This is a genomic window from Acinetobacter sp. YH12023, from assembly GCF_013420135.1.
GTDB lineage: Bacteria > Pseudomonadota > Gammaproteobacteria > Pseudomonadales > Moraxellaceae > Acinetobacter > Acinetobacter amyesii.
In genome coordinates, this window is sequence record NZ_VOYU01000004.1 from 205367 (window position 1) to 228031 (window position 22665).

The 22665-nt window shown below is 41.5% G+C and carries 25 protein-coding genes; 10 read left to right on the plus strand and 15 right to left on the minus strand.

From position 1 onward, the window contains the following. Positions 1-50: 50 nt before the first annotated feature. From murC to gshB, 3 genes are all read right to left on the minus strand, one after another. Positions 51-1499 carry a UDP-N-acetylmuramate--L-alanine ligase gene (gene murC, locus FTT92_RS06250; RefSeq protein WP_078190576.1) on the minus strand — a complete coding sequence of 483 codons (1449 nt, stop codon included), beginning with the start codon at positions 1497-1499 and terminating at the stop codon, positions 51-53. Between the two features lie 14 nt (positions 1500-1513). Next, the gene (gene murG / locus FTT92_RS06255; RefSeq protein WP_180171675.1) at positions 1514-2611 is read right to left on the minus strand and encodes an undecaprenyldiphospho-muramoylpentapeptide beta-N-acetylglucosaminyltransferase; all 1098 of its coding nucleotides are present in this window, start codon (positions 2609-2611) and stop codon (positions 1514-1516) included. A gap of 304 nt (positions 2612-2915) precedes the next feature. Continuing rightward, positions 2916-3860: a glutathione synthase gene (gene gshB, locus FTT92_RS06260; RefSeq protein WP_078190578.1), complete on the minus strand. Its 945-nt coding sequence runs from the start codon at positions 3858-3860 to the stop codon at positions 2916-2918. Positions 3861-4201: 341 nt separating this feature from the next. Here gshB and FTT92_RS06265 point away from each other — a divergent pair, with 341 nt between their 5' ends. The 3 genes from FTT92_RS06265 (at position 4202) to FTT92_RS06275 (ending at position 5929) form a co-directional block, all read left to right on the plus strand. After that, entirely contained in the window at positions 4202-5086 is an 885-nt protein-coding gene (locus FTT92_RS06265) for a sensor domain-containing diguanylate cyclase (RefSeq protein WP_306672617.1), read from the plus strand. A 124-nt stretch (positions 5087-5210) separates the two neighbouring features. Further along, positions 5211-5408, plus strand: coding sequence for a DUF3565 domain-containing protein (locus FTT92_RS06270; RefSeq protein ID WP_180171677.1), 198 nt, complete (start codon positions 5211-5213; stop codon positions 5406-5408). A 176-nt stretch (positions 5409-5584) separates the two neighbouring features. After that, positions 5585-5929: a hypothetical protein gene (locus FTT92_RS06275; protein WP_180171678.1), complete on the plus strand. Its 345-nt coding sequence runs from the start codon at positions 5585-5587 to the stop codon at positions 5927-5929. A 119-nt stretch (positions 5930-6048) separates the two neighbouring features. On the opposite strand, the gene pyrE is transcribed toward FTT92_RS06275, so the two are convergent. Next, on the minus strand, positions 6049-6699 hold the full coding sequence (pyrE, locus tag FTT92_RS06280; RefSeq protein WP_078190583.1) for an orotate phosphoribosyltransferase: 651 nt from the start codon (positions 6697-6699) through the stop codon (positions 6049-6051). 40 nt (positions 6700-6739) lie between these two features. Here pyrE and FTT92_RS06285 point away from each other — a divergent pair, with 40 nt between their 5' ends. Both FTT92_RS06285 and FTT92_RS06290 read left to right on the plus strand, forming a co-directional pair. Continuing rightward, complete coding sequence (locus tag FTT92_RS06285) at positions 6740-7558, plus strand: exodeoxyribonuclease III (protein ID WP_078193225.1); 819 nt, start codon at positions 6740-6742, stop codon at positions 7556-7558. Positions 7559-8187: 629 nt separating this feature from the next. Continuing rightward, positions 8188-8535, plus strand: coding sequence for a Spx/MgsR family RNA polymerase-binding regulatory protein (locus FTT92_RS06290; RefSeq protein ID WP_180078557.1), 348 nt, complete (start codon positions 8188-8190; stop codon positions 8533-8535). 104 nt (positions 8536-8639) lie between these two features. Here FTT92_RS06290 and FTT92_RS06295 read toward each other — a convergent pair whose 3' ends face one another. Then, entirely contained in the window at positions 8640-9077 is a 438-nt protein-coding gene (locus FTT92_RS06295) for a DUF2147 domain-containing protein (RefSeq protein WP_078193227.1), read from the minus strand. A 155-nt stretch (positions 9078-9232) separates the two neighbouring features. Here FTT92_RS06295 and FTT92_RS06300 point away from each other — a divergent pair, with 155 nt between their 5' ends. After that, positions 9233-10144 carry an alpha/beta hydrolase gene (locus tag FTT92_RS06300; RefSeq protein WP_078193228.1) on the plus strand — a complete coding sequence of 304 codons (912 nt, stop codon included), beginning with the start codon at positions 9233-9235 and terminating at the stop codon, positions 10142-10144. Between the two features lie 86 nt (positions 10145-10230). On the opposite strand, the gene FTT92_RS06305 is transcribed toward FTT92_RS06300, so the two are convergent. Beyond that, entirely contained in the window at positions 10231-10800 is a 570-nt protein-coding gene (locus FTT92_RS06305; protein ID WP_180078552.1) for an FMN-dependent NADH-azoreductase, read from the minus strand. 254 nt (positions 10801-11054) lie between these two features. On the opposite strand from FTT92_RS06305, the gene FTT92_RS06310 reads away from it, so the two are divergent. Further along, positions 11055-12248, plus strand: coding sequence for a GGDEF domain-containing protein (locus FTT92_RS06310; protein ID WP_180171679.1), 1194 nt, complete (start codon positions 11055-11057; stop codon positions 12246-12248). 34 nt (positions 12249-12282) lie between these two features. On the opposite strand, the gene FTT92_RS06315 is transcribed toward FTT92_RS06310, so the two are convergent. The 5 genes from FTT92_RS06315 to FTT92_RS06335 form a co-directional block, all read right to left on the minus strand. Next, positions 12283-12951, minus strand: coding sequence for a glutathione S-transferase family protein (locus FTT92_RS06315; RefSeq protein WP_180171680.1), 669 nt, complete (start codon positions 12949-12951; stop codon positions 12283-12285). A 2-nt stretch (positions 12952-12953) separates the two neighbouring features. Further along, positions 12954-14750 carry a protein-disulfide reductase DsbD gene (dsbD, locus tag FTT92_RS06320; RefSeq protein ID WP_180171681.1) on the minus strand — a complete coding sequence of 599 codons (1797 nt, stop codon included), beginning with the start codon at positions 14748-14750 and terminating at the stop codon, positions 12954-12956. Positions 14751-14804: 54 nt separating this feature from the next. Further along, on the minus strand, positions 14805-15575 hold the full coding sequence (locus tag FTT92_RS06325) for a transporter (protein ID WP_180084446.1): 771 nt from the start codon (positions 15573-15575) through the stop codon (positions 14805-14807). Positions 15576-15589: 14 nt separating this feature from the next. Further along, positions 15590-16132, minus strand: coding sequence for an ankyrin repeat domain-containing protein (locus FTT92_RS06330; protein ID WP_078190592.1), 543 nt, complete (start codon positions 16130-16132; stop codon positions 15590-15592). Positions 16133-16261: 129 nt separating this feature from the next. Continuing rightward, entirely contained in the window at positions 16262-16627 is a 366-nt protein-coding gene (locus FTT92_RS06335) for an HPF/RaiA family ribosome-associated protein (protein ID WP_111885127.1), read from the minus strand. 495 nt (positions 16628-17122) lie between these two features. Here FTT92_RS06335 and FTT92_RS06340 point away from each other — a divergent pair, with 495 nt between their 5' ends. Together FTT92_RS06340 and FTT92_RS06345 are read left to right on the plus strand one after the other, a co-directional pair. Beyond that, entirely contained in the window at positions 17123-17884 is a 762-nt protein-coding gene (locus tag FTT92_RS06340; RefSeq protein WP_168379688.1) for an outer membrane protein OmpK, read from the plus strand. A 101-nt stretch (positions 17885-17985) separates the two neighbouring features. Then, positions 17986-18486 (plus strand): GNAT family N-acetyltransferase, encoded by a 501-nt coding sequence (locus FTT92_RS06345; RefSeq protein ID WP_180022328.1) that lies wholly within the window; start codon positions 17986-17988, stop codon positions 18484-18486. Positions 18487-18503: 17 nt separating this feature from the next. On the opposite strand, the gene FTT92_RS06350 is transcribed toward FTT92_RS06345, so the two are convergent. After that, the gene (locus FTT92_RS06350) at positions 18504-18986 is read right to left on the minus strand and encodes a DUF1877 family protein (RefSeq protein WP_180171682.1); all 483 of its coding nucleotides are present in this window, start codon (positions 18984-18986) and stop codon (positions 18504-18506) included. A 279-nt stretch (positions 18987-19265) separates the two neighbouring features. Here FTT92_RS06350 and FTT92_RS06355 point away from each other — a divergent pair, with 279 nt between their 5' ends. Next, entirely contained in the window at positions 19266-19967 is a 702-nt protein-coding gene (locus FTT92_RS06355) for a phospholipase D family protein (protein WP_180084450.1), read from the plus strand. Between the two features lie 97 nt (positions 19968-20064). On the opposite strand, the gene urtE is transcribed toward FTT92_RS06355, so the two are convergent. Genes urtE through urtC form a run of 3 tightly spaced genes read right to left on the minus strand, consistent with a single transcriptional unit; the run spans position 20065 to position 22665 of the window. Continuing rightward, positions 20065-20763 (minus strand): urea ABC transporter ATP-binding subunit UrtE, encoded by a 699-nt coding sequence (gene urtE, locus FTT92_RS06360; protein ID WP_180171683.1) that lies wholly within the window; start codon positions 20761-20763, stop codon positions 20065-20067. A 10-nt stretch (positions 20764-20773) separates the two neighbouring features. Beyond that, complete coding sequence (gene urtD, locus FTT92_RS06365; protein WP_180170913.1) at positions 20774-21595, minus strand: urea ABC transporter ATP-binding protein UrtD; 822 nt, start codon at positions 21593-21595, stop codon at positions 20774-20776. After that, complete coding sequence (gene urtC, locus FTT92_RS06370) at positions 21592-22665, minus strand: urea ABC transporter permease subunit UrtC (RefSeq protein WP_180171684.1); 1074 nt, start codon at positions 22663-22665, stop codon at positions 21592-21594. Before urtC ends, urtD begins: the two co-directional genes overlap by 4 nt.

Sequence of the window (22665 nt, forward strand, 5' to 3'; positions counted from 1 at the left end):
CTTAAACTTTTATCTACGGTCTAAACAAACTTTGGATCACCAAGCGGTGATCATTTTACATAGAGATTGTTTTGAGCAAGTTCGATTGAGATTGCTCCAACATTACCTGCGCCCTGTGTTAATAACAAGTCATTTGCTTGTAACACTTTTTTCATCACTGCTTGTAAGTTGCCTTCTACTGGATCGATGAGAATCGGTTCAACTTCACCACGTAGACGAATGCTTCGAGCCAATGCACGACTATCTGCACCCACAATTGGTTTTTCACCCGCAGGATAAACTTCTAATAACAACAGTTGATCAACTTGTGACAAGACATCGACGAAGTCATCAAAACAGTCACGCGTACGGCTAAAACGGTGCGGTTGGAACATCATCACTAAACGACGATCTGGATGACTTGCACGTGCCGCTTTAATGGTCGCTTCCACTTCTTTTGGATGGTGACCATAGTCATCGACCAATTTCACCAAGCCATCTTCAACTTCAAATTCGCCTTGTACTTGGAAACGACGACCTACACCACTGAAGCTTTCTAAGGCACGCGCAATCGCAGCATCAGAAACGCCTTCATCCGTTGCAATACCAATCGCTGCCAAGGCGTTTAAGATGTTATGAAGACCTGGCAAGTTAATGGTTAAACGTAACGGCTCACGGTCTTTACGCAAAACGGTAAAGTGTGATTGCATGCCTTCTTGAGCCACATCAACAGCACGAATGTCATTGTCTTCATTGAAACCATAAGTCACGACAGGACGACCAATACGCGGCATAATTTCACGGATGTTGGCATCATCACCACACATCACAGCTAAACCGTAAAATGGAAGGCGCTGTAAGAATTGTACGAAGGTATCTTTCAATACATCGAAACTACCGCCATAGGTATCCATATGGTCAGCATCGATATTGGTGACAATCGTTGCCATCGGCTGTAAATGCAGGAAAGATGCATCCGATTCATCCGCTTCAGCCACGATATAACGGCTTGCACCCAATGCAGCATTCACACCAGTACGATTTAACAAACCACCAATGACATAAGTTGGGTCCAGATTTTCTTCTGCCAACATGCAGGTCACAAGACTGGTAGTCGTGGTTTTACCATGCGTCCCCGCAACGGCAATACCATGACGGTAACGCATTAATTCACCCAACATTTCTGCACGACGCACGACAGGTGTACGGGTTTCAATCGCCGCTTTCACTTCCGGGTTTTCAGAATCAATGGCTGTTGATACCACGATTACATTAGCGCCTTGAATATTTTCAGCAGCATGACCAATGAAAACTTGAATGCCATTTTCTTCAAGCTGAGCCGTGGTTTTCGACGCTTTAATATCTGAACCTGAAACTTTATAGCCTTGGTTTTTCAATACTTCGGCAATACCGCACATGCCCGCACCACCAATCCCAATAAAATGGATGTGTTTAATACGGCGCATTTCTGGCACTTTAATGAGCTTTTTCGCTTGATCGGCAGGCGTTGATGGAGACATAGATTACTCGAATTTTACAAATCTTGAATTAAACCAACCACGTGCTGTGTCGCATCGGGTTGTGCCTGTTGTCGAGCCTTAACCGCCATTTCCATAAGTAGTTGACGGTTCATCAGCGGCTTCAACAACGCTGTTAAACTTTCTGCGGTCATGTCCGCTTGTGGGCAAATTTTTGCAGCATTGATATTGGCCAAGAACCCTGCATTTGCAGTTTGATGGTCATCCACTGCACTTGGCAGAGGAACAAAGACGGCTGCTACACCCGCTGTCGCAATTTCAGTGACGGTTAGTGCACCAGCACGGCAGATAATCAAATCCGCTGCAGAATAGGCTGCTGCCATATCTTCAATAAACGGCTGAACTTCAACTTGTATATGTTCAGGTGCGTTTGCATAACGAGCCAATGTGCTTTCAGCATTATTTTGACCACACTGATGATATACACTCAGGGGCTGTTCTAATTGCTGCAAAGCAACCGGCACACATTCATTTAAGGCACGTGCGCCCAGTGAGCCCCCTACAATTAAAACCCGTAATGGCAACCCAGCTTTTTCACGCTCTTGGTAACGCCATGACGGATTTAAAATTTCTGTAATTTCTTTACGTACAGGATTCCCTGTGGTTACGATTTTATCTTGTGCTGGAAAGGTATTTGGAAATGCCTGACAAACAATTTTGGCCACACGTGACAACTGCGTATTGGTAAAACCTGCCACCGCATTTTGTTCATGGATAATGACTGGAATGCCCAATGCACGAGCTGCCAAGCCACCCGGCCCAGCCACATACCCCCCAAAGCCTGCAACTGCATCGACTTTGAGTTGTTTCATATAACGCATGGCACTCAATGTAGCTTTGAGAATTTTAAATGGTGCCATCAGCTTACGCACGACTCCATTGCCGCGTACGCCTTGGATATCAATTTGATAAATTGGAATATTATGATTTTTAAGCAGGCGATTTTCCATGCCTGTTGGCGTTGCGAGCCAAGAAACTTCACAGCCTTGTTGTTGCAACTCTTTGGCAACAGCGAGCGCTGGAAAGACGTGACCACCGGTTCCGGCAGCCATCATCATGACATGTTTCGGCTTTACTTGCGTTACTTCGGTCACTGTCTAATTCTTCAATTCTAAAAAGAGGCTAATGATATTCGATTTTAAGCAAACAATTGTAATCACAAACGCATGACCGTGAAAGGTAATTTACTTTTTTTCAACAGGCGTATGATTGTTTTTTTCTACTATTTTAAAAGTTTAAACTAGTTTTATTATTAATCTATGAGAATTGAAAAAAAATCAGACAATTTTTCACTTTAATTGCATTCACTTACAGTTTTTTTGCTTTTTAAGCTCCCCTCCCCTTAGCGCAGGACAAAAAAAAGAGCCCGTGAAGGACTCTTTTAAATCTAGTGCAAAATTAAGCTTTTAAACCTGCCTCAAGGACATCAAATAAATCATCGGCAATCGAGGTACCAAATTGCGCATCAATTTCACGTACACAGGTTGGACTGGTGACATTGATTTCAGTCACGTAATTACCAATCACATCCAGACCAACAAAGACTAAACCTTTTTCACGAAGGAATGGCCCGACTTTGGCTGCGATGGCTTTATCATTTTCAGTCAATGGACGCGCCTCGCCCAAACCACCTGCCGCCAAGTTACCACGCACTTCACCATTTTGCGGAATACGCGCCAAACAATACGGCACGGGTTCGCCATTGATCATCAAAATGCGTTTGTCACCATCCACAATTTCAGGGATGTATCTCTGCGCCATAATCGGCTGTGTGCCGTTATTGGTCAGGATTTCAATAGTTGAACCGATATTAACGCCATCTTGGTATAAACGGAAAATACCCATACCACCCATGCCATCTAATGGTTTCACGATCACATCGCCATGTTCTTGTAAAAATTCACGAATCAGACTTTGTTGTGAAGTCACCAAGGTCGGTACTTGAAGTTCAGGAAATTGCGTCGCAAACAATTTTTCATTGCAGTCACGTAGGCTTTGCGGTTTGTTAATAATCCATGCGCCTTCGCGTTCAGCCTGTTCCAAAATATAGGTGGTATAGACAAAGTTCATGTCAAACGGCGGATCTTTACGCATCAAAACCACGTCATAAGCAGCAATTGATTCTTTTTGTTTTTCGCCGAGTTCGTAATAGTGGTTGTAGTCTTCAAAAACTTTTAGCGGAGAAATCAAACCAAAGGCTTTGCCTTGATCGATATATAAATCTTGCTGTAATGCATAGCCTAGCTCATGTCCACGACGTGCTGCTGCCCACAGCATGGCCATTGAGGTATCTTTTTTTAGGTTTACATTTTCGATGGGATCCATCACAACAAGTACACGCATTATTCAGTGCTCTGTTCATTATCAATTTATGAACGAGTATAGCCGAGATTTTTCTTTTGTTTATTCTGATTTTGCATGTGTATGTATGGATTCGTGTGATGCAGGCGATAATTCAAAACATTTCTATCATCGGCTTTATCTCAATAATGGAAATAAGCTTTAATAATATCATTTGATAGGTCTGCATAAATAAATACCAAAGCATTGCTACCTGTTTAATTACTTCCAAATATACTTAGCCCTATTTTTGGTTAAAAAACACGTGCTTTTTATTTTTTTAGCTATTGTGTTAATTATTGTAAATAAAAAAATAGAATTTATTGATGATCAACATTGAGCAGATGGCTATCATTCTTGATGCTTTACCAGACCCTGCATTTGTCATATCACGTAGTGGAAAATACGTTGCAGTTTTTGGTGGGCGCGATAATCGCTATTACCACGATGGTTCCGGTCTTGTTGGTACCTATATTTCAGATGTGATCAAGCCAGATAAAGCCAACTTTTTTATGCATCTGATCGACCAAGCTCTAGCGTCAGGAAATCTACTCATCGAAGAGTACGAATTGAGCAATAGGGATGTAAAAGGTCTGCCTGATTATGGTCCTGAAGAGCCCATTTGGTTTGAGGTGCGCATCCAAGCCCTCAGTTTTTCGGTAGATAAAGAAGACGTTGTACTTTGGGTCGCAAGTAATATTTCAGCGCGTCACAACTTGGAAATCAAGCTGAAAGAACTCAGCCATACCGATCAGTTAACCGGTCTTTTCAACCGAAGAAAATTAGAGCATGACTTAGCATTACATTATGAGTCATACCTACGGCATTCCATACAGACCTCGATCTTGATGTTCGATCTTGATAACCTCAAAAAAATCAACGACAGCAAAGGTCATCATGTCGGTGATGAGGCAATCCGAGCAGTCGCAGATATTCTTCGTTTAACACTGCGCAAGACCGATTGCGCCTGCCGCTTAGATGGAGATGAGTTTGTGGTCGCATTACCCAATACGGGCTGCGAACAAGCCATTCAATTTGCCAAACGGATACATGAACATTCCAGAAAAGAATTAAGTCGTTTTTCAATAGATAATGCGCATGTCACCGTGAGCATAGGAGTGACAACCATCATGCCTGAAGATTGTACCTACGAAGATACAATTAAACGTGCTGATCTAGCGCTGTATAAAGCCAAACATGGCGGGAAAAATAGAATTGTCGCGGCCTAAGCGTGCGGCAGAAATAAACCAAATTTCACTGTTTATTTAGTAATTTGATATTCAAACCGTGTAATTGTTCAAGATGAACTCTCTTCCCTTTTCAGCATCATTTTAATTTAGATAGGTGTTAGATATGCAGCAATCCATTGTTGATTTTGCTTTGGATGATGAAAATCATTGGTATGCCATTTTAGCTTGTGGCCATACACAGCATGTCCGGCATGATCCGCCTTGGCAGAACCGTCCCTGGGTAATGACTGAGCAAGGACGGAAAGAAAAATTAGGGGTGATGCTGGAATGCAAGAAGTGTGATGAAGAGAGTTTCGTATAACAGCCATTATTTTTAATACGAATAAAGTGGAAATTTATATCCATCTACCTTTATTTTTAATATATAAATCAAATACATACTTATAAACTATTCATAATTTTAAATATCATACACTTTAACTTGTACTTCCTCTTTCAACCACGTTACTTTTAGACAATGCAGGAGGGAAATATGCCATGAAAAATATATTAGATAAGCAAAGAGAGTGCTGTGAGTTTTATGATAAAGAATTTAACCCAGTAAATTTAAATCAGTTGGTGGTTGTATCAAAAGGAGTGCTTACCAGCAATAGCGCTGTTGAAGGGGTGAGATATAAATCTCCAACTCATATGAGTGGATGGTGGTTAACAACAGATCAATATGATGGTGATTTTAATACTCTAGAAAATGTCCACTTTTCTCATATAATCCACAAAAGGCCTGACCTAGCTATTTATATGGCACTACCTTATGGCTATAGATTTATTTTAGGTACAGAGAAAGAATATGTATGGTTAGATGAGGCCCTTAGTCATGAATAAAGCGCATCATTAAATCTTTCTGTGCAAATTTAATTTTAATTAGATCAATTTAATAATTTACTTTCATATAGATACAAAAAAGGAAGCTATCGCTTCCTTCTTCAAGTTCATGGCTTAGCTTAGATCCCATACTTCACACGGTACGCTTCCATTTTCGCTAAAGCTTCAGTTTCGCCTTTAGCCTCTAAGAAAGTCATTAAATCTTTCATAGTAATTAAGGCATGAACTGGGATTTCGAGTTCTTTTTGTACTTCTTGAATCGCAGATAAGTCGCCTTGACCTTTTTCTTGGCGGTCTAGTGCAACCAATACACCCGCAATCTGCGCGCCGGCATTTTTCAGAATAGTCACTACTTCACGAATCGCTGTACCGGCAGTGATCACATCATCAATGATCCAGACTTTTTTGCCTTCAACAGACGCACCGACCAATACACCACCTTCACCATGGTCTTTCGCTTCTTTACGGTTAAAGCCCCAAGGTACGCTCACACCATGGTTTTGTGACAGTGCGACAGCCGTAGCTGCTACAAATGGAATACCTTTATAAGCTGGGCCAAAGACCACTTCCACATTATCGCATTCTGTTAATTTAGCTGCATAGCCAGAAGCCAATAATGATAAGGCTTCACCATCGTTCAGTAGACCTGCATTAAAAAAATAAGGACTCACACGACCCGATTTTAAAGTAAACTCACCAAATTTAAGCACACCACGTGATAATGCGAGTTCGATAAAAGCTTGTGGATTAAATGCCGCTTGCGCTGTCATGAGGTGCTCCATTTTTTTAAGTTTGAGGTTAAACCTGAGCATGATACCAAAGAGTAGCTATCCAAGTGATCAAAAAATTTTACGTGTCGTTTCAATTAATGTGAATGGTCTGCGTTCCGCTGAAAAAAAAGGTATTTTTGACTGGATGGCAACTTCAGATGCCGATGTCATCTGCATGCAAGAAAGCCGCATTACCCATGAACAATGGACCGATAAATTTAAACCCGAAGGTTGGTTTACACACCTTTTCCCTGCAGAACGCCCAGGCTATGCCGGTACTGCGATTTATAGCCGCCTACCTTTTGTTTCAGTGACAGATGGTTTAGGTTTTGAATTGGCAGACACTCAAGGCCGCTTTATTTCTGCTGAGTTCGATTTAGGACTTGGACAAACTGCACATATTTGCTCGCTCTACCTGCCTTCTGGTTCATCGGGTGAAGAAGCTCAGGCGCGCAAAGACCTATTTTTAGGCGAATATCAACAAATTTTGAAGCAATGGCGTGCTGAAAATAAGTCAGTGATTGTTTGCGGTGACTACAACATCGTGCATAAACGTATTGATATTAAAAATTGGTCTGGGAACCAAAAGGCTTCAGGCTGCTTACCACATGAACGTGCATGGCTCGATCATATTTATGATGAGCTTGGCTATGTCGACACCTTCCGTGAGGTACGTAAAGAAGCCGAGCTTTACTCTTGGTGGTCTAACCGAGGACAAGCGCGTGCCAAAAATGTGGGTTGGCGTATCGACTACCATGCATGTTCACCAGACTGGAAAGAACGTACAGTCAATGCTTGGATATTTAAAGATGAATGGTTTAGCGACCACGCCCCTGTGATTATTGATTATAAAATTTAAGCTTCCAACAATTAATTGAGTGAACAATTGTTTACTCAATTAGAGCTTATTTCTCACATTACATGACGAATTTGTGGATTTATCTCATAACTTGAACATAGCATTATGGTCGCACGGCAAAGGGACATGTCAGGATGACATAAAAGGATTGGACGCCGAAGGAAGTATAAAAACAAACTAAATGATTTAGCTTGTTTTCAAGGATGTGACAATGGACGTTGGATTGAGACCCGCATGATCAGGATGATTAAATGCGGGTTTTCTCTTATCTAGTCCCCACATCTATAGACTCAAACATCCCCCAAATAAAACAGCTAAAAATTCGATCTGCACAGCATTTTCTTATTCTCGCTTTCTTTCTACTTTTGACTGTGCAACCTTAAGCTGAATTTTCTTGTTATTGCATCGCTTTCTTTTCTGAGCATCGTTTTGTTCTGTAGGCTATTCTAAAAGACCAAAATGTCGTTTTGATGACAATACCCAATATTTATTACATGCGACTTTTACAGCAAAACATTTATTTCTCAATCCACATCCAGATCGAGCTTTGAGCATTGATGAATTAGCCTGTAGGATAATGCTGAATTGTATTTTTATCTTATTGTTTGAATAATTGAGGACACCTGTTCATGCTTAAAATTTATGGCATCAAAAACTGTAATACCATGAAAAAAGCTTTCGACTTGCTCAACGAATTAGGCCTAAGCTACGAATTTCATGACTATAAAAAACAAGCGATTGATGCTGAAACCGTAAAAAAATGGCTTAATGCCAAAGGCGCTGATGTGATTCTCAACAAAAAAGGCACAACATGGAAAAAACTCAGTGAAGAAGAGCAACAGACAGCGTTAGCCAGTGAAGAAAATTTGATTCAATGTTTAATAGCGCATAGCAGCATGATTAAACGTCCTGTACTCGATACAGGTAGCGATTTATTGATTGGCTTTGATGAAAGCGCTTACCGTGCATTGAAATAAATTTTTTTATCACACTCATGCACGGCTCTAGTTCAATTGTGGCTGAAAATAGGCTATAAAAAAGCCTGACATTGTCAGGCTTTTTTTGTTTGAATCATGTCAAATTAGTTGGCACGAATCCATGTTTGATTACGACCTAAAGCAGCAACGCCAATAAAGCCGCGAAGCTCTAGTTTTTTGCCACCATCAGCCAATTGACCTTTTAACTTGTAAGTTTTACCTGATTGAGGATCCAAAATTGAACCGTCTTCATAGCTTGTACCACCTACATTTTTAAGACCTGTCACAATACGTAAGCCTTTTAATGATTTGTTGTGATATGGGCCTTCACATTTTTTACAAGCGTTTTCTTCACCTGGTGTCAAAACTGACTGAATGCTCGCAGAAAGCGTACCATTTTTTTGTTCAGTGAATTTTACAATCGCTTTTGGCTGCTTGGTTTTATCATCAATGGTTTTCCAAGTTGTACCATTTAGCGGATCTGCAGCATTTGCAAATGCGGCTAAACTCATCAATCCTAATGCTAGTGCAATTTTTTTCATTTTTGTTTATTTCCCTGGTCTGATATAGACGATATTAGTATCCAAAAGTCACAACAATTTATCAATTTTTGTATGTGACCGTTTAGTGTAACCTTGTAATTTGTGTTGGTAAATATGCTCACACGATTCCAAAAATAGAAAAACATGGAAAGACAATGAAGATATCGCCACTGACGAAACAACTGATTACAGAAAGCATTTTAAAAACCACAATTCGTGGGCCGAGCCAATTCAATTTACCGCCCAATACTTTAAGGTTTGCTTTGGAACAAATGTGTCGTGCATTTCCCCAAAACCCCGATGTACAAATTCGTCCTATTCGCTTAGCCGGCTTAAAAGCCGAAGAAATCAAACCTCAACAGGCATCGACCCAACTCATTTTTCATATTCATGGGGGCGCATTTTTCTTGGGTTCGATGAACACGCATCGGGCGTTTCTGACTCAAGTTGCGGCACGCACGCAAATGCAAGTGTTACATTTGGATTATCCTTTATCCCCTGAAGCACAGTTCCCTGAAGCACTCGATGCCCTTTTTGATGTGTATGCGGTGTTATTAGATCAAGGGGTTCAAGCCAAAGATATTATTTTGTCAGGCGACTCTTGTGGTGCAAACTTGGCGCTTGCCTTAGCCCTTAAAATTCAACAGGACCAACTTCCACAAGTCAGTGGTTTGGTGTTGATGTCACCGTTTTTAGACCTGACGCTGAGCAGTGAGTCTTTGCGTTATAACCGTAAGCATGATGCGCTGTTAAGCATAGAAGCCCTTGAAACAGGCATTGATTATTATGTACCACGCTCGGTCGATCGAGCTGATCCATTGGTCTCGCCTTTTTTTGCAGAGCTCAAAGGACTACCTCCGATTCATATTCAAGTGGGTTCTAAAGAAATTTTATTGGATGATGCGCAGCGTTTTAAAGTCAAAGCAGAAGAAGCCGGCCTAGATGTCGAATTCAAGTTATACACTGGCATGTGGCATAACTTCCAAATGTTTAGCCCATGGTTTGAAGAAGGACAGCGTGCGCTAAGTGATTTAGCCGATTTTGCACATCGACTGGATCAGGATTAATCGCTGAAAAATAATCCCTGAAATGGATCAAAGTCACCATAAAAAAAGGTCAGCAGATGCTGACCTAAGAGGGAAATGTCAATCTGTTAAATGGCTTGAATTTGAGCCTGAGCTGTCGCCATTGCCTGTGCTTTCATATCTGGTCCCATATTGACACCTTCGGCACGAATCACATCAATATCGCTGACACCTGTGAAATTAAACACGGCTTTTAATAAACCTTCTTGATAATCTACAGGGCTGTTATCGCCATACACACCGCCACGACTGCTGGCAATATAGACTTTTTTGTCACCTGCCAAACCCACTGGACCTTGTTCTGTATATTTAAAGGTACGACCTGCAACACTGATACGGTCAATCCATGCTTTCAAAGTTGATGGCAAACCGAAGTTATACATAGCAGCACCAACCACAACCACATCGGCATCTAAATACTGTTGTAACAACTGCTCGCCTAAAGCCGATTGTTCTGCATTTTGACCCATCAAAATTTCACTGCTGAGATGTGGAATCTGCTGTACTGCTAAATCGAGATATTGAACCTGTGCCGCATCACCATGTTTTTGCTGTAGCTGTTGTACAATTTCAGCGCTGAGTTGACGTGAAACTGAAGCGTCGCCCATGATGCTTGAATCAATATGCAAAATTTTCATGACTAAAACCTAAAGCTGTTGTTATTAACTTGAGCCTAGTGTAATCACTTTTCATAAATAGAATAATCCCGATCCTTATGACAGTATGTTTTATTTTTAGAACAATCTTTTTGAACTCGTAAAAAATTTAAAATTACTGAGCGGTTCTTGACCGTTATCAAGTGTAAATTTTCATGCTAATGTAAGCCTATAAAATGATATCTATATAAACTTTAAGAAAAAAACTGATAACTCGAACAGGGCAAAGACACAGGATGACGGTGAAATCAAGCATACGTGACATGATCCTTCGCAATAGAATCGCCCAGTATTTACTGGAAGATGAAGTGGTCATGAATTGGAGCATCCTGAAAAAGTGTATGCTCATGCTGATGCTTGGCTCAGCCATTCATCTGCTTTGGATTATTTGGAAATTATATATTTCTTTTACACCTGAACTTTGGCAGTGGGTTAACCTTGATCTCATCCACTCTCAATTGTGGACCAACATCGTCTTTTTTGGCTTAATGGTGCTATTGATTTGGCCTTGCTATGCTGGAAAAGAAAAGCCAAAAATTCAGCTTGTTTTACCTTATCTTTCGGTCGGCTTATTCGTCATTTCTTTATGTCGTGACGGCTACTTAATTGGTGTCATGAGCCCAGCCACCATGATCACCTATGTGAGCCTGGTGACCGTTGGATTAGTGCTATTTACACGAAAAATCGTCTATAGCATGCTGATTCCAGCCACGATTTTTTTATCTATTTGCATGTATTTAAGTATTCGCGGCATTATTCCCTATGCCCCGATTTTTCAACCTCATGCCTATGGCTATCAAAATAGTTTTTGGCTCTTCTCAATGATCTTTTTCATTGTTCCTATTTTATTAACCTGTCTGGCTTTATTTGAAATCTTACTGAGCCAATGGCGTCACCGTGAGCATTTGATTCAAAAACTCAGTCAAGTCGACCCACTGACCAATTTATTTAATCGACGCAGTATCAATCAGTGTTTGGAACAGCTCGATAGTGCTAAAACAGATACATATGCACTGGTCTTGTTGGACTTAGACCATTTTAAACGCATCAATGATGAATACGGACACGATAAAGGCGATGAAACCTTGATTCTCGTCAGCCAAGTATTAAACCAACATTTACGCGGTAGTGATGTAGTTGGGCGTTTTGGCGGGGAAGAGTTTATTTTGGTGTTAAAAAATTCTAACTTAGAACAAGCGATTTTCATTGCAGAGCGCTGTCGAAAAGCCATTGAACAGCTTGAAATTTGGGGGCATGACGGTCAGTCAATTCATGTGACAGCTAGTTTTGGCATTGCAATTTCTACGCCTGAATTGGTACCGCAACAATTGCTGACCCATGCTGATCAGGCGCTATATGCAGCTAAAGCTGGTGGTCGTAACATGGTGATGGCCTACACCGAACAACAAAGCTTTAGCCATTTGGTTTAAAACTTTTATATAGCTCAGATGCGGCATTAAGCTTTTAACGTGGATACTGTTCCATACGACGGACTGGCTGTTCCAGTTGAGCAGCCGTGATCCATGCCACCACAGAAGGATGCTGCAAAATCTTTTGCATATAACGCTGTGTGTTGTCACTCACAGGTAGCTGGAAGGTCTGTAAACGTGTCACCACGGGTGCAAAAAATGCATCGGCAATACTAAATTCACCGCATAGAAAGCCATCCACCGCAGGACGACTCGACCAAATCTGCTCGATTCGAGTCACTTCAGCACGCAATTCGGCATGTTCAGACCATAATCTCTGACCATGATGACCATAATCCGCCTGCAAATTCATACTACATAAGCTACGCAATTGCATAAAACTACTGTGCATTTCCGCGCAAATACTACGTGCCCATGCGCGTTGCGCGGGATCTTTAGGCCACAGTGGAAGATCTTGAAACTGCTCTGCCAAATATTCACAAATTGCCAATGAGTCCCAAATCATCATACCGTCATGTTGCAGTAGGGGAACCTTGCCATTGGCATGTAGGGCTAACATTTGCTGCTTGAATGCTCCGCCATCTGCTTCTTCAGAAAAAGGAATCAAGATCTCTTGAAAGGGTAAATTAAACGCGTGTAACACCAACCACGGTCGCATAGACCACGTCGAATAGTTTTTATTGGCAATATATAATTGCATCATTTTTATTCTCCACGCGATTTAAATTTTTCCAATTGCGCTAGCAATTCTTTCTCGCTAAAAGCGCCCGTCAAACGCAGTCCACGTATCTCTTGATGCGCTGTATCTAAAAATAAATAGGTCGGTGGCCCTAAAATATCCCATTGATTGAGCAGTACTTGATGGGTTGCATCATACTGACTCAAATCTAACTTAATTAAGTAATACGGTGCCAAAGCCTGTTGTACCGCAGCCGATTTTAAAACTTTATGTTCAATCGGCTGGCAGGCCACACACCAATCGGCATAGACATCAATAATCGCGGATTGACCTTGAGGAATTTCACTTAACAAACGTTGAAACTCTTCCGCTGTATGTGCCACATGCCAAGCACTTTGTTGTTGACTTTCTTCGACTAAAAAACGTTGGCTGTGTTGATATTGACTGTACACAATATAAGGTACAGCTGCACAGAACACCAAGATATACAACCATTTGAGCTGAGTACTGCGCCATAAAATGCGCCAAAGCACATAAGCGCTAAACACCAGCCCCAGAGCAAGGGATAACCACTGTAACCAAGCTTCACTGATCAATGGTCGAATAAAATACAAAGCTAATGCCAACATGATGAAAGCAAAGAGCACCTTGATTTGATTCATCCACAAACCCGCTTTAGGCAATACCCGTGAGCCAAGGACACTGGCCAACAATAGCGGGGTCCCCATGCCAAAGCCGAGGGTGAATAACAATAATGCACCTTGCCACTGACTTTGGGTTTGGGAAATGAATAATAATGCACCTGCCAACGGTGCTGTCATACAAGGACCGACCAGCAATGCTGAAATCATCCCCATGACTCCAGCGCCAACGAGACTACCGCCCTTTTGCATCGACTGAGCTTGGTCTAAGCGATTGACCCAACTGCGAGGCAATTTCAATTCAAATAAACCAAATAAATTCAGGGCAAAAACTACAAAGAGCACGCTAAAGGCAATTAAAGTCGAGGGTTGTTGCAACCAACGCTGGAAATTCAAACCTGCAGACGACGCCACCAAGCCAAGAATGGCATACACCATCGCCATACTGGTGACAAAAGTCAGTGCAATCATCCACGCTTTTAAACCTCGGCTGTCGCGGACAATCAGTGAGGTTAAAATCGGCAGCATTGGCAATGAACAAGGGGTAAAAGCCAGCAAAAAACCCAGTCCAAAAAACAGCAAAAGTCCATAAAATATGGAGCTTTGCGCTAATTTTTCTGACCACATTTGGTCACTTGCTGTATAGCGATCAGAAGCCAGTGCAGCATTATCTGCCCGCTGCTGATCTAAACGATTCGCCGTAGGCTGTTCGGCATTATTTTCTGCTGCAAAGTCGAGTAAGCGTTTACTTGGAGTGGCTAGATTTTGCTGTGTGACCAAGCCAGAAGCATCCGTTTCAAAGCTGATGCTCTGTGGTGGATAACACACCCGATCCTTGGCACAGCCTTGCCAACTGACTTGATAGGTCTGCAGTTTTTGAGTCGGAATTTTAAAACTCAACTGTTGGTAATACACCTGCGTATGACCATAGTTATCGTCTTTTAAATCCTCAGCAGCAGGCAAATCCAAAGCTAAAACTTGATTGCCCTGCTTCACCTCTATTTTGTGCTGATACAGATAATAATGCGCTGGAATATCCCAACTCAGCTCCGCCTGATCTGCACGATCAGAGACAACCGAGAAAGGAAAAGCATCTTCAGCTGAAAGTAATGCATCCTGAGCAGAGACGCCCATACTGAACGACAGCACAGCCGCTGCCGCAACATAAGTCCATTGTTTCATTCAGCTGAATTCATCCTCAGTCTGTATTTATACGTTTTAAAATTTAGGGTTCTTTTAGAACAGGTAAGATACACCTAAACCTGACTGATAATTTTTATGACCGCCAGTGAGTTCTAGACCGACGCTCGCATCCAACTGCATACGATCCGAAACGGCATATGTCAGACCTGATGCCAAAGACACTTCCTGATCGGTACTCTCTGCTTTGCGATAAACCAGCTCAGAAAAACCCGATAAATTACCCGCAATTTGATATTCCAATCCAGGAATAGCACTCACAGCCCAATCACCATCTTGAACTTCATAACGCATGGTCATTGAAGTCCCAATTGTATCGCTATAATCATAAGCCACGGCTGAAGTCAGACTATAAATGTCATCTTCAGCACTAAAGCCTTGATTGCCTGTTGCAATAATGGCTTCTGCAAGAATGGCCATCGATAATTTCTCATCATTCAAATCAATGGCTTTTTTCAGGCCAATGCTGACATCACCCAAACCATCTTCTTCAACTGAGCGACCCGCAACTTTGGTTTTAGACCATGCAGGACCTTGCCAACCCAATTGCAATTCCAAACCTTTTGCCAAACCAGTACGGAATAACATGTCTGCATTTAAAGTGGTGTTTTTTACTTTTTCACCATTGTCATCACGACTTTCACTATAGCTCGCTGCTGGCAAACTTTGTTCCCATGCCAAACGACCTACAGGGGTAATGCCTGTGCCCATACCCGCGCCCGGACGGTCAAATGAAAAATCCGCCGAAAATGCAGACAGGCTCAAACCGGATAATGTTGCAATGCTTAAAACTTTAAATACAGTCATGTTTTTACTCACAATTATGCTAATTCTTTGGTCATTTTTGCGCCATGGCTACGCAAAAGCTCCAAGGTTTGTTTTTCTTCTTCCAATGCTTCCGACCAATTTACCGCGTCAAAATCACAGTCAAAAAATAATTCACTAATCGACGATAAAATGGTTAAACCATCGCTATCAATCATATTTGGATTCACTTTTTCATCCAATAAGCGCTGTACCGCAGGGACACATGCTGCACTCGCGGCGTCCCATAATGGACCATAAATTTCTTCAGCATCCCATAAATGCACATTGGCTTTGGCTTGAATCAGCGCTTCCAAGATTTGCATATGTACGTCTAAATGTTGTGTTTTCTGTTCAGCTGTTAAGGGTTGACCTGCTTCATACGCTTCGCAAACCATTTCCCACCATTTAAACAAACCATCAGACCATACAGAAACCGCAGGTCCTTTTTCAAAATCGATAAAATTTGGATTTAGACCATCTGCCAACAGGCGTTGCACCTGTGCAAGATCTTGTTCTTCTAACGCTTGCACAAAAAGCTGTTGTTGCGCTGTTAACATCGGGAAAGCTCACTTCAATTTATTTTGATCTATTATGCCGAATAAAGCTGCGTTTGTTTGAATTTCATGTAAAACAAAATACAAAACACACAAAAAAAGCCCCGCAGGGCTTTTTTTAAATTTTGAGACTTATTCGTCGTCTACGCTGTCATCTGCTTCAGCAAAAGCAGGTTGCGTACTGCGTGGGTTCTCTTTCTTTTCGAACACATGTTCAAGACTACGTTTAAGTCGATCAATTGCACCGTGAATAGCTGTATCTACATTATGACCACGATGGTTGACCACGACAGGCTTCAAACCAGCAGGACGCGCTTCAATCATACATTTAATGTCGTCGCTACCGCCCTTGTCCCCATTTTCATCACTTAAATGCACCGAAAAGTGAGTAATGCGTTCACTATGGCGCTGAAATTCTTCATTAAGTTCTGCACGAACGTATGTAATTAATCGATCACTATTAGGAATGTTTTTATCTGTACGGATTTCTATGTTCATAATATCATCCTCATATCTATCTGTAATATCTATAAATATTTGTGCAAAACTTATTATCTTGGCACGTTACATTTGCTGTAAATGTTACAGCAATGACCATCTTCAACTTTGTATGGAACGTCGTCCTCCACATTGAATGATGAACACTTTAGAGTCTGCAGATCCGTGTCCTTATACTTCGAATATCGGTCTTAAGTTAGAATTTTGCAAGTGCTATTTTGATATTTTTTTAATATCCATAAAAAAAGTAAGACTTTATTGTAGATTTGCATTGTTTTAATTGATTTGGGTCATATTTTTGTGCATTTCCTCGACGCCCACCTTCTATTTGTACAATTCCACTCCAACTTAAAATCTCGCTTTTACCGTCATTGATCATTCACGGCATATTTCCCCTTCAAATTACAAAACAATTTTGCCGTTGAGTAAAATTTGGCTTTATTTTTGCTTAATAATCTGTATGCTTTCAGTGCTTCTCGGGGGAGATATTTTTTAATGAAACTTACACAAATCGTTGCATCATGTGCATTAGCATCTGCTGCTGCTTTCACTCAAGCTTCACCTATCGTATGGCAAGATTTCAGCTTAACTGGCCTATATGGTGAAAATTATGTTGTGCCTTTTGATGGTGACAACAATGAACAGAAAACGATCACAGCTGAATATGCCGCTAAACTGAAATATTCAGATGTATTCTTCTTCGTTGACCAAGCTTGGGACAAAGATGATGAAGCATCGACTTACCTTGAGCTTGCACCGCGCCTTAGCTTAGGCGAAGTTTCTGGTAAAGACCTTTCTATGGGGCCGATCAAAGACGTTCTGATTGCAACGACTTGGGAACATAATGCCGGCTACGACAAAAATTCTGAGTTTAATAACTTCTTGTATGGTATTGGCTTTGCTTTAGACATTCCATATACACAGTATGCAAACATCAACTTCTATAAAGCCGATAATGATTCTAAATCAGCCGGTACTAAAGATGATTATCAAATGACGATCACTTATGCTGTGCCATTTAAAATTGGCTCTGAAGATTTTCTAGTAGATGCTTTCCTTGACTGGTCAACAGCTGAAAAAGGGGCGCAAGCTAGTGAATTAAACTGGACAAGCCAATATAAATGGAATATAGGTAAGCATATCTCTCCTAAGACTAAGCTCTACGTAGGTGTTGAACACTCGGTTTGGAACAACAAATATGGCCTGAAAGGTCAGGACCAAAACGATGTCAGCGCTTTGGTGAAATACCACTTCTAAGTTCGACTCAGAACGCGATGAAGAAAAAAGCAAGGTTCATCACCTTGCTTTTTTTATGCCTAAGTTTTTAAATTGACTTTATTTTTATCAGAAATTTGCGCATGTCTTTTCTCATTCGACCTGCAACTCCACAAGACTTAGCGGCCATTCTCGCAATCTATAATCATGAAGTTCTCAACGGCTTTGCGACATGGAATGATCAAGCTTACACTCTTGACTCTTTTCAACAGAAATTGCTGGATTTCCAAAAGCAAAATTTTCCTTTTGTGGTGATTGAAGATCAGGATCAACAGCAAATCGCCGGTTATGCTGACTATGGTTCTTTCCGCCATTTTGCTGGCTATCGACATACTGTTGAGCATTCTGTCTATATTGACCCAAACTATGCTCGACAGGGTCTTGGTCAGCAATTATTAGAGCACCTAATTCAGCATGCCAAAAGCCAAAATATGCATGTCATGATTGCAGGCATTGATCACGGCAATAGCGCCTCGATTGCCCTGCACAAAAAATTAGGCTTTAAGCAAACAGGTTATATGCCTGAAGTGGGACAAAAGTTTGGTGAATGGCGTGATCTGGTCCTGATGCAACTTCAGTTATAACCCGTGTTGAGCTGTGTTTATGGTAATTTATCCAAACGAATACCATCTTGAATTACACTCAGCACCGATAAGTTATGACGCACCGCATCACGATAAAGGTCTTGTAACTGTAAAAAAAGCAGTCTTAATTCGGCCAATTTGAGCTCTTGCTCAGGTGCGTTTTCAGCAATCGTGACCAAATAACGTTTTTTGATTTCATCCACGCTTAACTGTTGTAATGCCTGATGGATTTCTGCAACGCGAACTACAGTATTGTAATGCACTGCAAGGCTCAGTCCCGGTCGTCGCTCTGACAATGGATGTTCTGCCTGAATGGCATAATTCAGTGCCGCAGCTGAATCCCTGTTCACGCTTAATAATGGATTCAACTCTTGCCATGCCTCCCCTAAAAAAAAGGAGTGTTGTACAAAGGGTGAATCCAAGACATTTTGAGGGGTTTCTGCTTCTAAAATCAGTGTTTCCAAATCATTCGGTGGGATCAAATATAATATCGCGTCCATATTCTTATCTTCTTGTTATGTATTTAGTTAAGATTAACTTTTATTGAGCAATAATTATACAATTTTTTGTATATCAGCTGACTTATTCAATTCATGTATAGCCCAATCTATTCCGACTGAAATCATAAGTAACTCACTATTACTATGCTTACCGCCAATTCAATTAGACCACCTGCTATCAAAAAACAAATGCATGTCTAAAGTTTAAAAGCGAATTATTTCAAAGTATGAATTTTATGCGCTAAAATTTAAAATTATCAAAAATAATCAGGGGGATAAATGGCAAAATTCTTAAATACCAGTGGCACTAACTTCTTTCTTGAAGAGTTAATCAAAAATGCCAAAGAGCGTTTGATTTTAATCAGCCCCTATTTACGTTTAAATGACCGTATTAAAGAGCTTCTTGAAGATAAAGACCGTATGAAAATTGATATTCGTATTGTCTACGGTAAAAGTGACTTACATCCAGATGAAATAAAATGGATGCAAAAACTGGATTATGTCCGCGTGAGCTTTTGTAAAAATTTGCATGCAAAGTGCTATTTAAATGAAGGTGAATGCATTATTTCAAGTTTAAATCTTTATGAATTTAGCCAAGTAAATAACAATGAAATGGGGATTTTAGTTCGTAAATACGAAGATGATGAAGTCTTTAAAGATGCCTATGAAGAAGCCCAACGTATTATTCGCATCAGCGATGAAGTACGCATTACTTTAGATGAGGTGAAAGCAGAAAAACCTACTATTGAAAAAATTGAAGAAGAACCACTTTTACAATCTAAATTAACCAGTTCAAAACTCGCCGCAAAGCACAAATTAAAAACCCCTGAATTATTAGAACTATTGGTGAATAAAGGGTTACTTGAAGAAAAAGCAGAAGGTAAGCATACGCTTACAGATTCAGGTAAATTCATTGGCGGAGAATTCAAGCCCAATCAATATGGTGGCTATTTTCTTTGGCCTGAGAACATTGAACTTTAATCCACATAAAAATTTCCTCCCTTTAAGCATAACAGCCGTGAGTAAAATACCCCCTCTCTTGCCCCAACATATGGAGCAAAAGAGGGCATTAAACAACCTAAATCGCCACCAGTTCCCGAATGCCTTTTTCAGGCATTTCACTACCGACACCTTGTGCAATCACTTGCCCCCGCGCCATCACGGTATATTCATCTGCAAGTTCTTCTGCAAAATCATAAAACTGCTCAACCAAAACAATCGCCATTTCTCCGCCATCGGCTAACTGATGAATCACACGGCCAATGTCTTTAATAATCGACGGCTGAATGCCTTCGGTCGGTTCATCTAAAATCAATACCCGTGGTTCGGAAGCGAGCGCACGGGCAATCGCCAATTGTTGCTGCTGACCACCAGATAAATCTCCACCTCGACGATGTTTCATTTCATCCAATACGGGGAAAATCTCATAGAGATGTTCTGGCACTTTTCGGGTTTTAGCGCCTTTAAATTTTGCCATCCCAATCAAAATATTTTCTTCAACGGTCAAGGTCGAGAAAATATCCCGCCCTTGCGGTACATAAGCTAAGCCTTCACGTACACGCTGTTCTGGACTTAGCTTAGAAATATCTTTGCCATCCAGTAGGATCTGCCCTGACTTGATCGGTAAAATGCCCATTAAACATTTTAAGAGTGTGGTTTTACCTACACCATTTCGGCCGAGCACCACTGAACACGCCCCCACGGGAGCGGCAAATGTCACATCTCTTAAAATATGACTGCCACCATAAAACTGATTGACGTCTTTGACTTCTAACATGGTCTGCTCCTTAACGTCCAAGATATTTTTCAATGACATCTTCATTGGCTTGGACTTCGGCTAATGTACCCTCGGCCAAAATCGCACCTTGCGCCAACACGGTGACTTTTTCACTGATGGTGTCAATAAAGCTCATGTCATGTTCAACCACTACAAGGGTGTGGTTCTTTTTCAACTCTAAACACAGCTCAGCAGTGCGCTCTGTTTCAGCATCGGTCATCCCTGCTACAGGTTCATCCAGCAGAATCAACTTTGGACGCTGCATCAATAGCATGCCTATTTCTAACCACTGCTTTTGACCATGTGACAACAGCCCTGCCGGTTTATGAATCAATTCTTCTAAGCGGATTTGTGCTAAAGATTCGTCCAAGGCATTTTGCGCATCCGGATCAAGCGTGCTGAAAAAACTCTTTTTCACCCGCTTATCTTTCGGCGCTGCCAATAACAGGTTTTCCATCACGGTAAAATTTTCAAATACAGTTGGCTTTTGAAACTTACGACCGATCCCTGCTTCTGCAATTTGCTCTGTGCTCATTTTTGCCAAATCATAGGTTTGCCCAAAAAAAGCCGAACCTTCTGTTGGGCGAGTTTTCCCCGTAATCACATCCATCAGCGTGGTTTTGCCTGCACCATTGGGACCAATGATGCAGCGCAGCTCACCTTCTTTGATATATAACGACAAATCATTTAATGCACGGAAAGAATCAAACCAAACGCTGACTTTTTCCAAATACAGGGCTATACCGTGACTGAAATCCGCACCCTGCTCCTTCGGTCGTCCATAACCTTCAACAGCATGACCGCCATGCGGTTGAACCCATTGATCATTCATTCACTGCGCTCCTTTTTAAACCGCTCTAATAGCCCAATCACGCCTTTTGGCAGAAATATCGTTACCACAATAAACAGCGCACCTAAAATCAATAGCCATGCCTCTGGATAAGCCACCGTGAAATAGGTCTTCACTCCGTTGATTAAACCTGCACCCAATATCGGGCCAATCAGCGTACCGCGCCCCCCTGCAGCCACCCACACCGCCATTTCAATCGAATTGACAGGGTTCATTTCACTCGGGTTAATAATGCCGACTTGAGGGACATACAAAGCACCTGCAATCCCTGCGATCACAGCGGACAATACCCATGCAGAGAGCTTGTACCATAAGGTGCGGTAACCTAAATATTGCAAACGGTTTTCACTGTCACGAATTGCACCAAGTACACGACCATAGGGTTTATTCATCAGGTGGCGTAAACCGACAAAACAGACCAGCAAAGTCAGTGCCGTGAGGAAACACAAGGTTGCTCGCATTGGTGCAGAGGTAATATCCATGCCTAAGATAGTTTTAAAACCGGTAAAGCCGTTGTTACCGCCAAAGCCTGTTTCATTGCGGAAAAACAGTAGTGCCGCCGCAAAGGTCATGGCTTGAGTGATAATTGAAAAATACACGCCTTTAATTTTGGAGCGGAAGGCAAAGAAGCCAAAAATGAAGGCAATCAATCCCGGAACTAAAACCACAAAAGCCAATGCCCACACGATATGTTCAGTACCCATCCAGTACCACGGTAGCTCAGTCCAACTCAAAAAGCGCATAAAGTCGGGTAAGCCATCGCCTGCCGCCTCACGCATGAGATACATGCCAAAGGCATAGCCGCCCAAGGCAAAGTACAGACCATGTCCCAAACTTAAAATGCCGGCATAGCCCCAAACCAAATCTAAGGCCAATGCCACCAAGGCGAGACACATAATCTTGCCAATGAGCGTGACCCAATACGCTGATAAATGCAGTGCTGAATCGGCTGGCAATACATGTAACCAAGGCAAAATCAGCAAAATGGCAAAGCACACGGCAATCGCCATACCGCTATAGGGTTTATCCGATAATAACGAAGTGATTTTCAT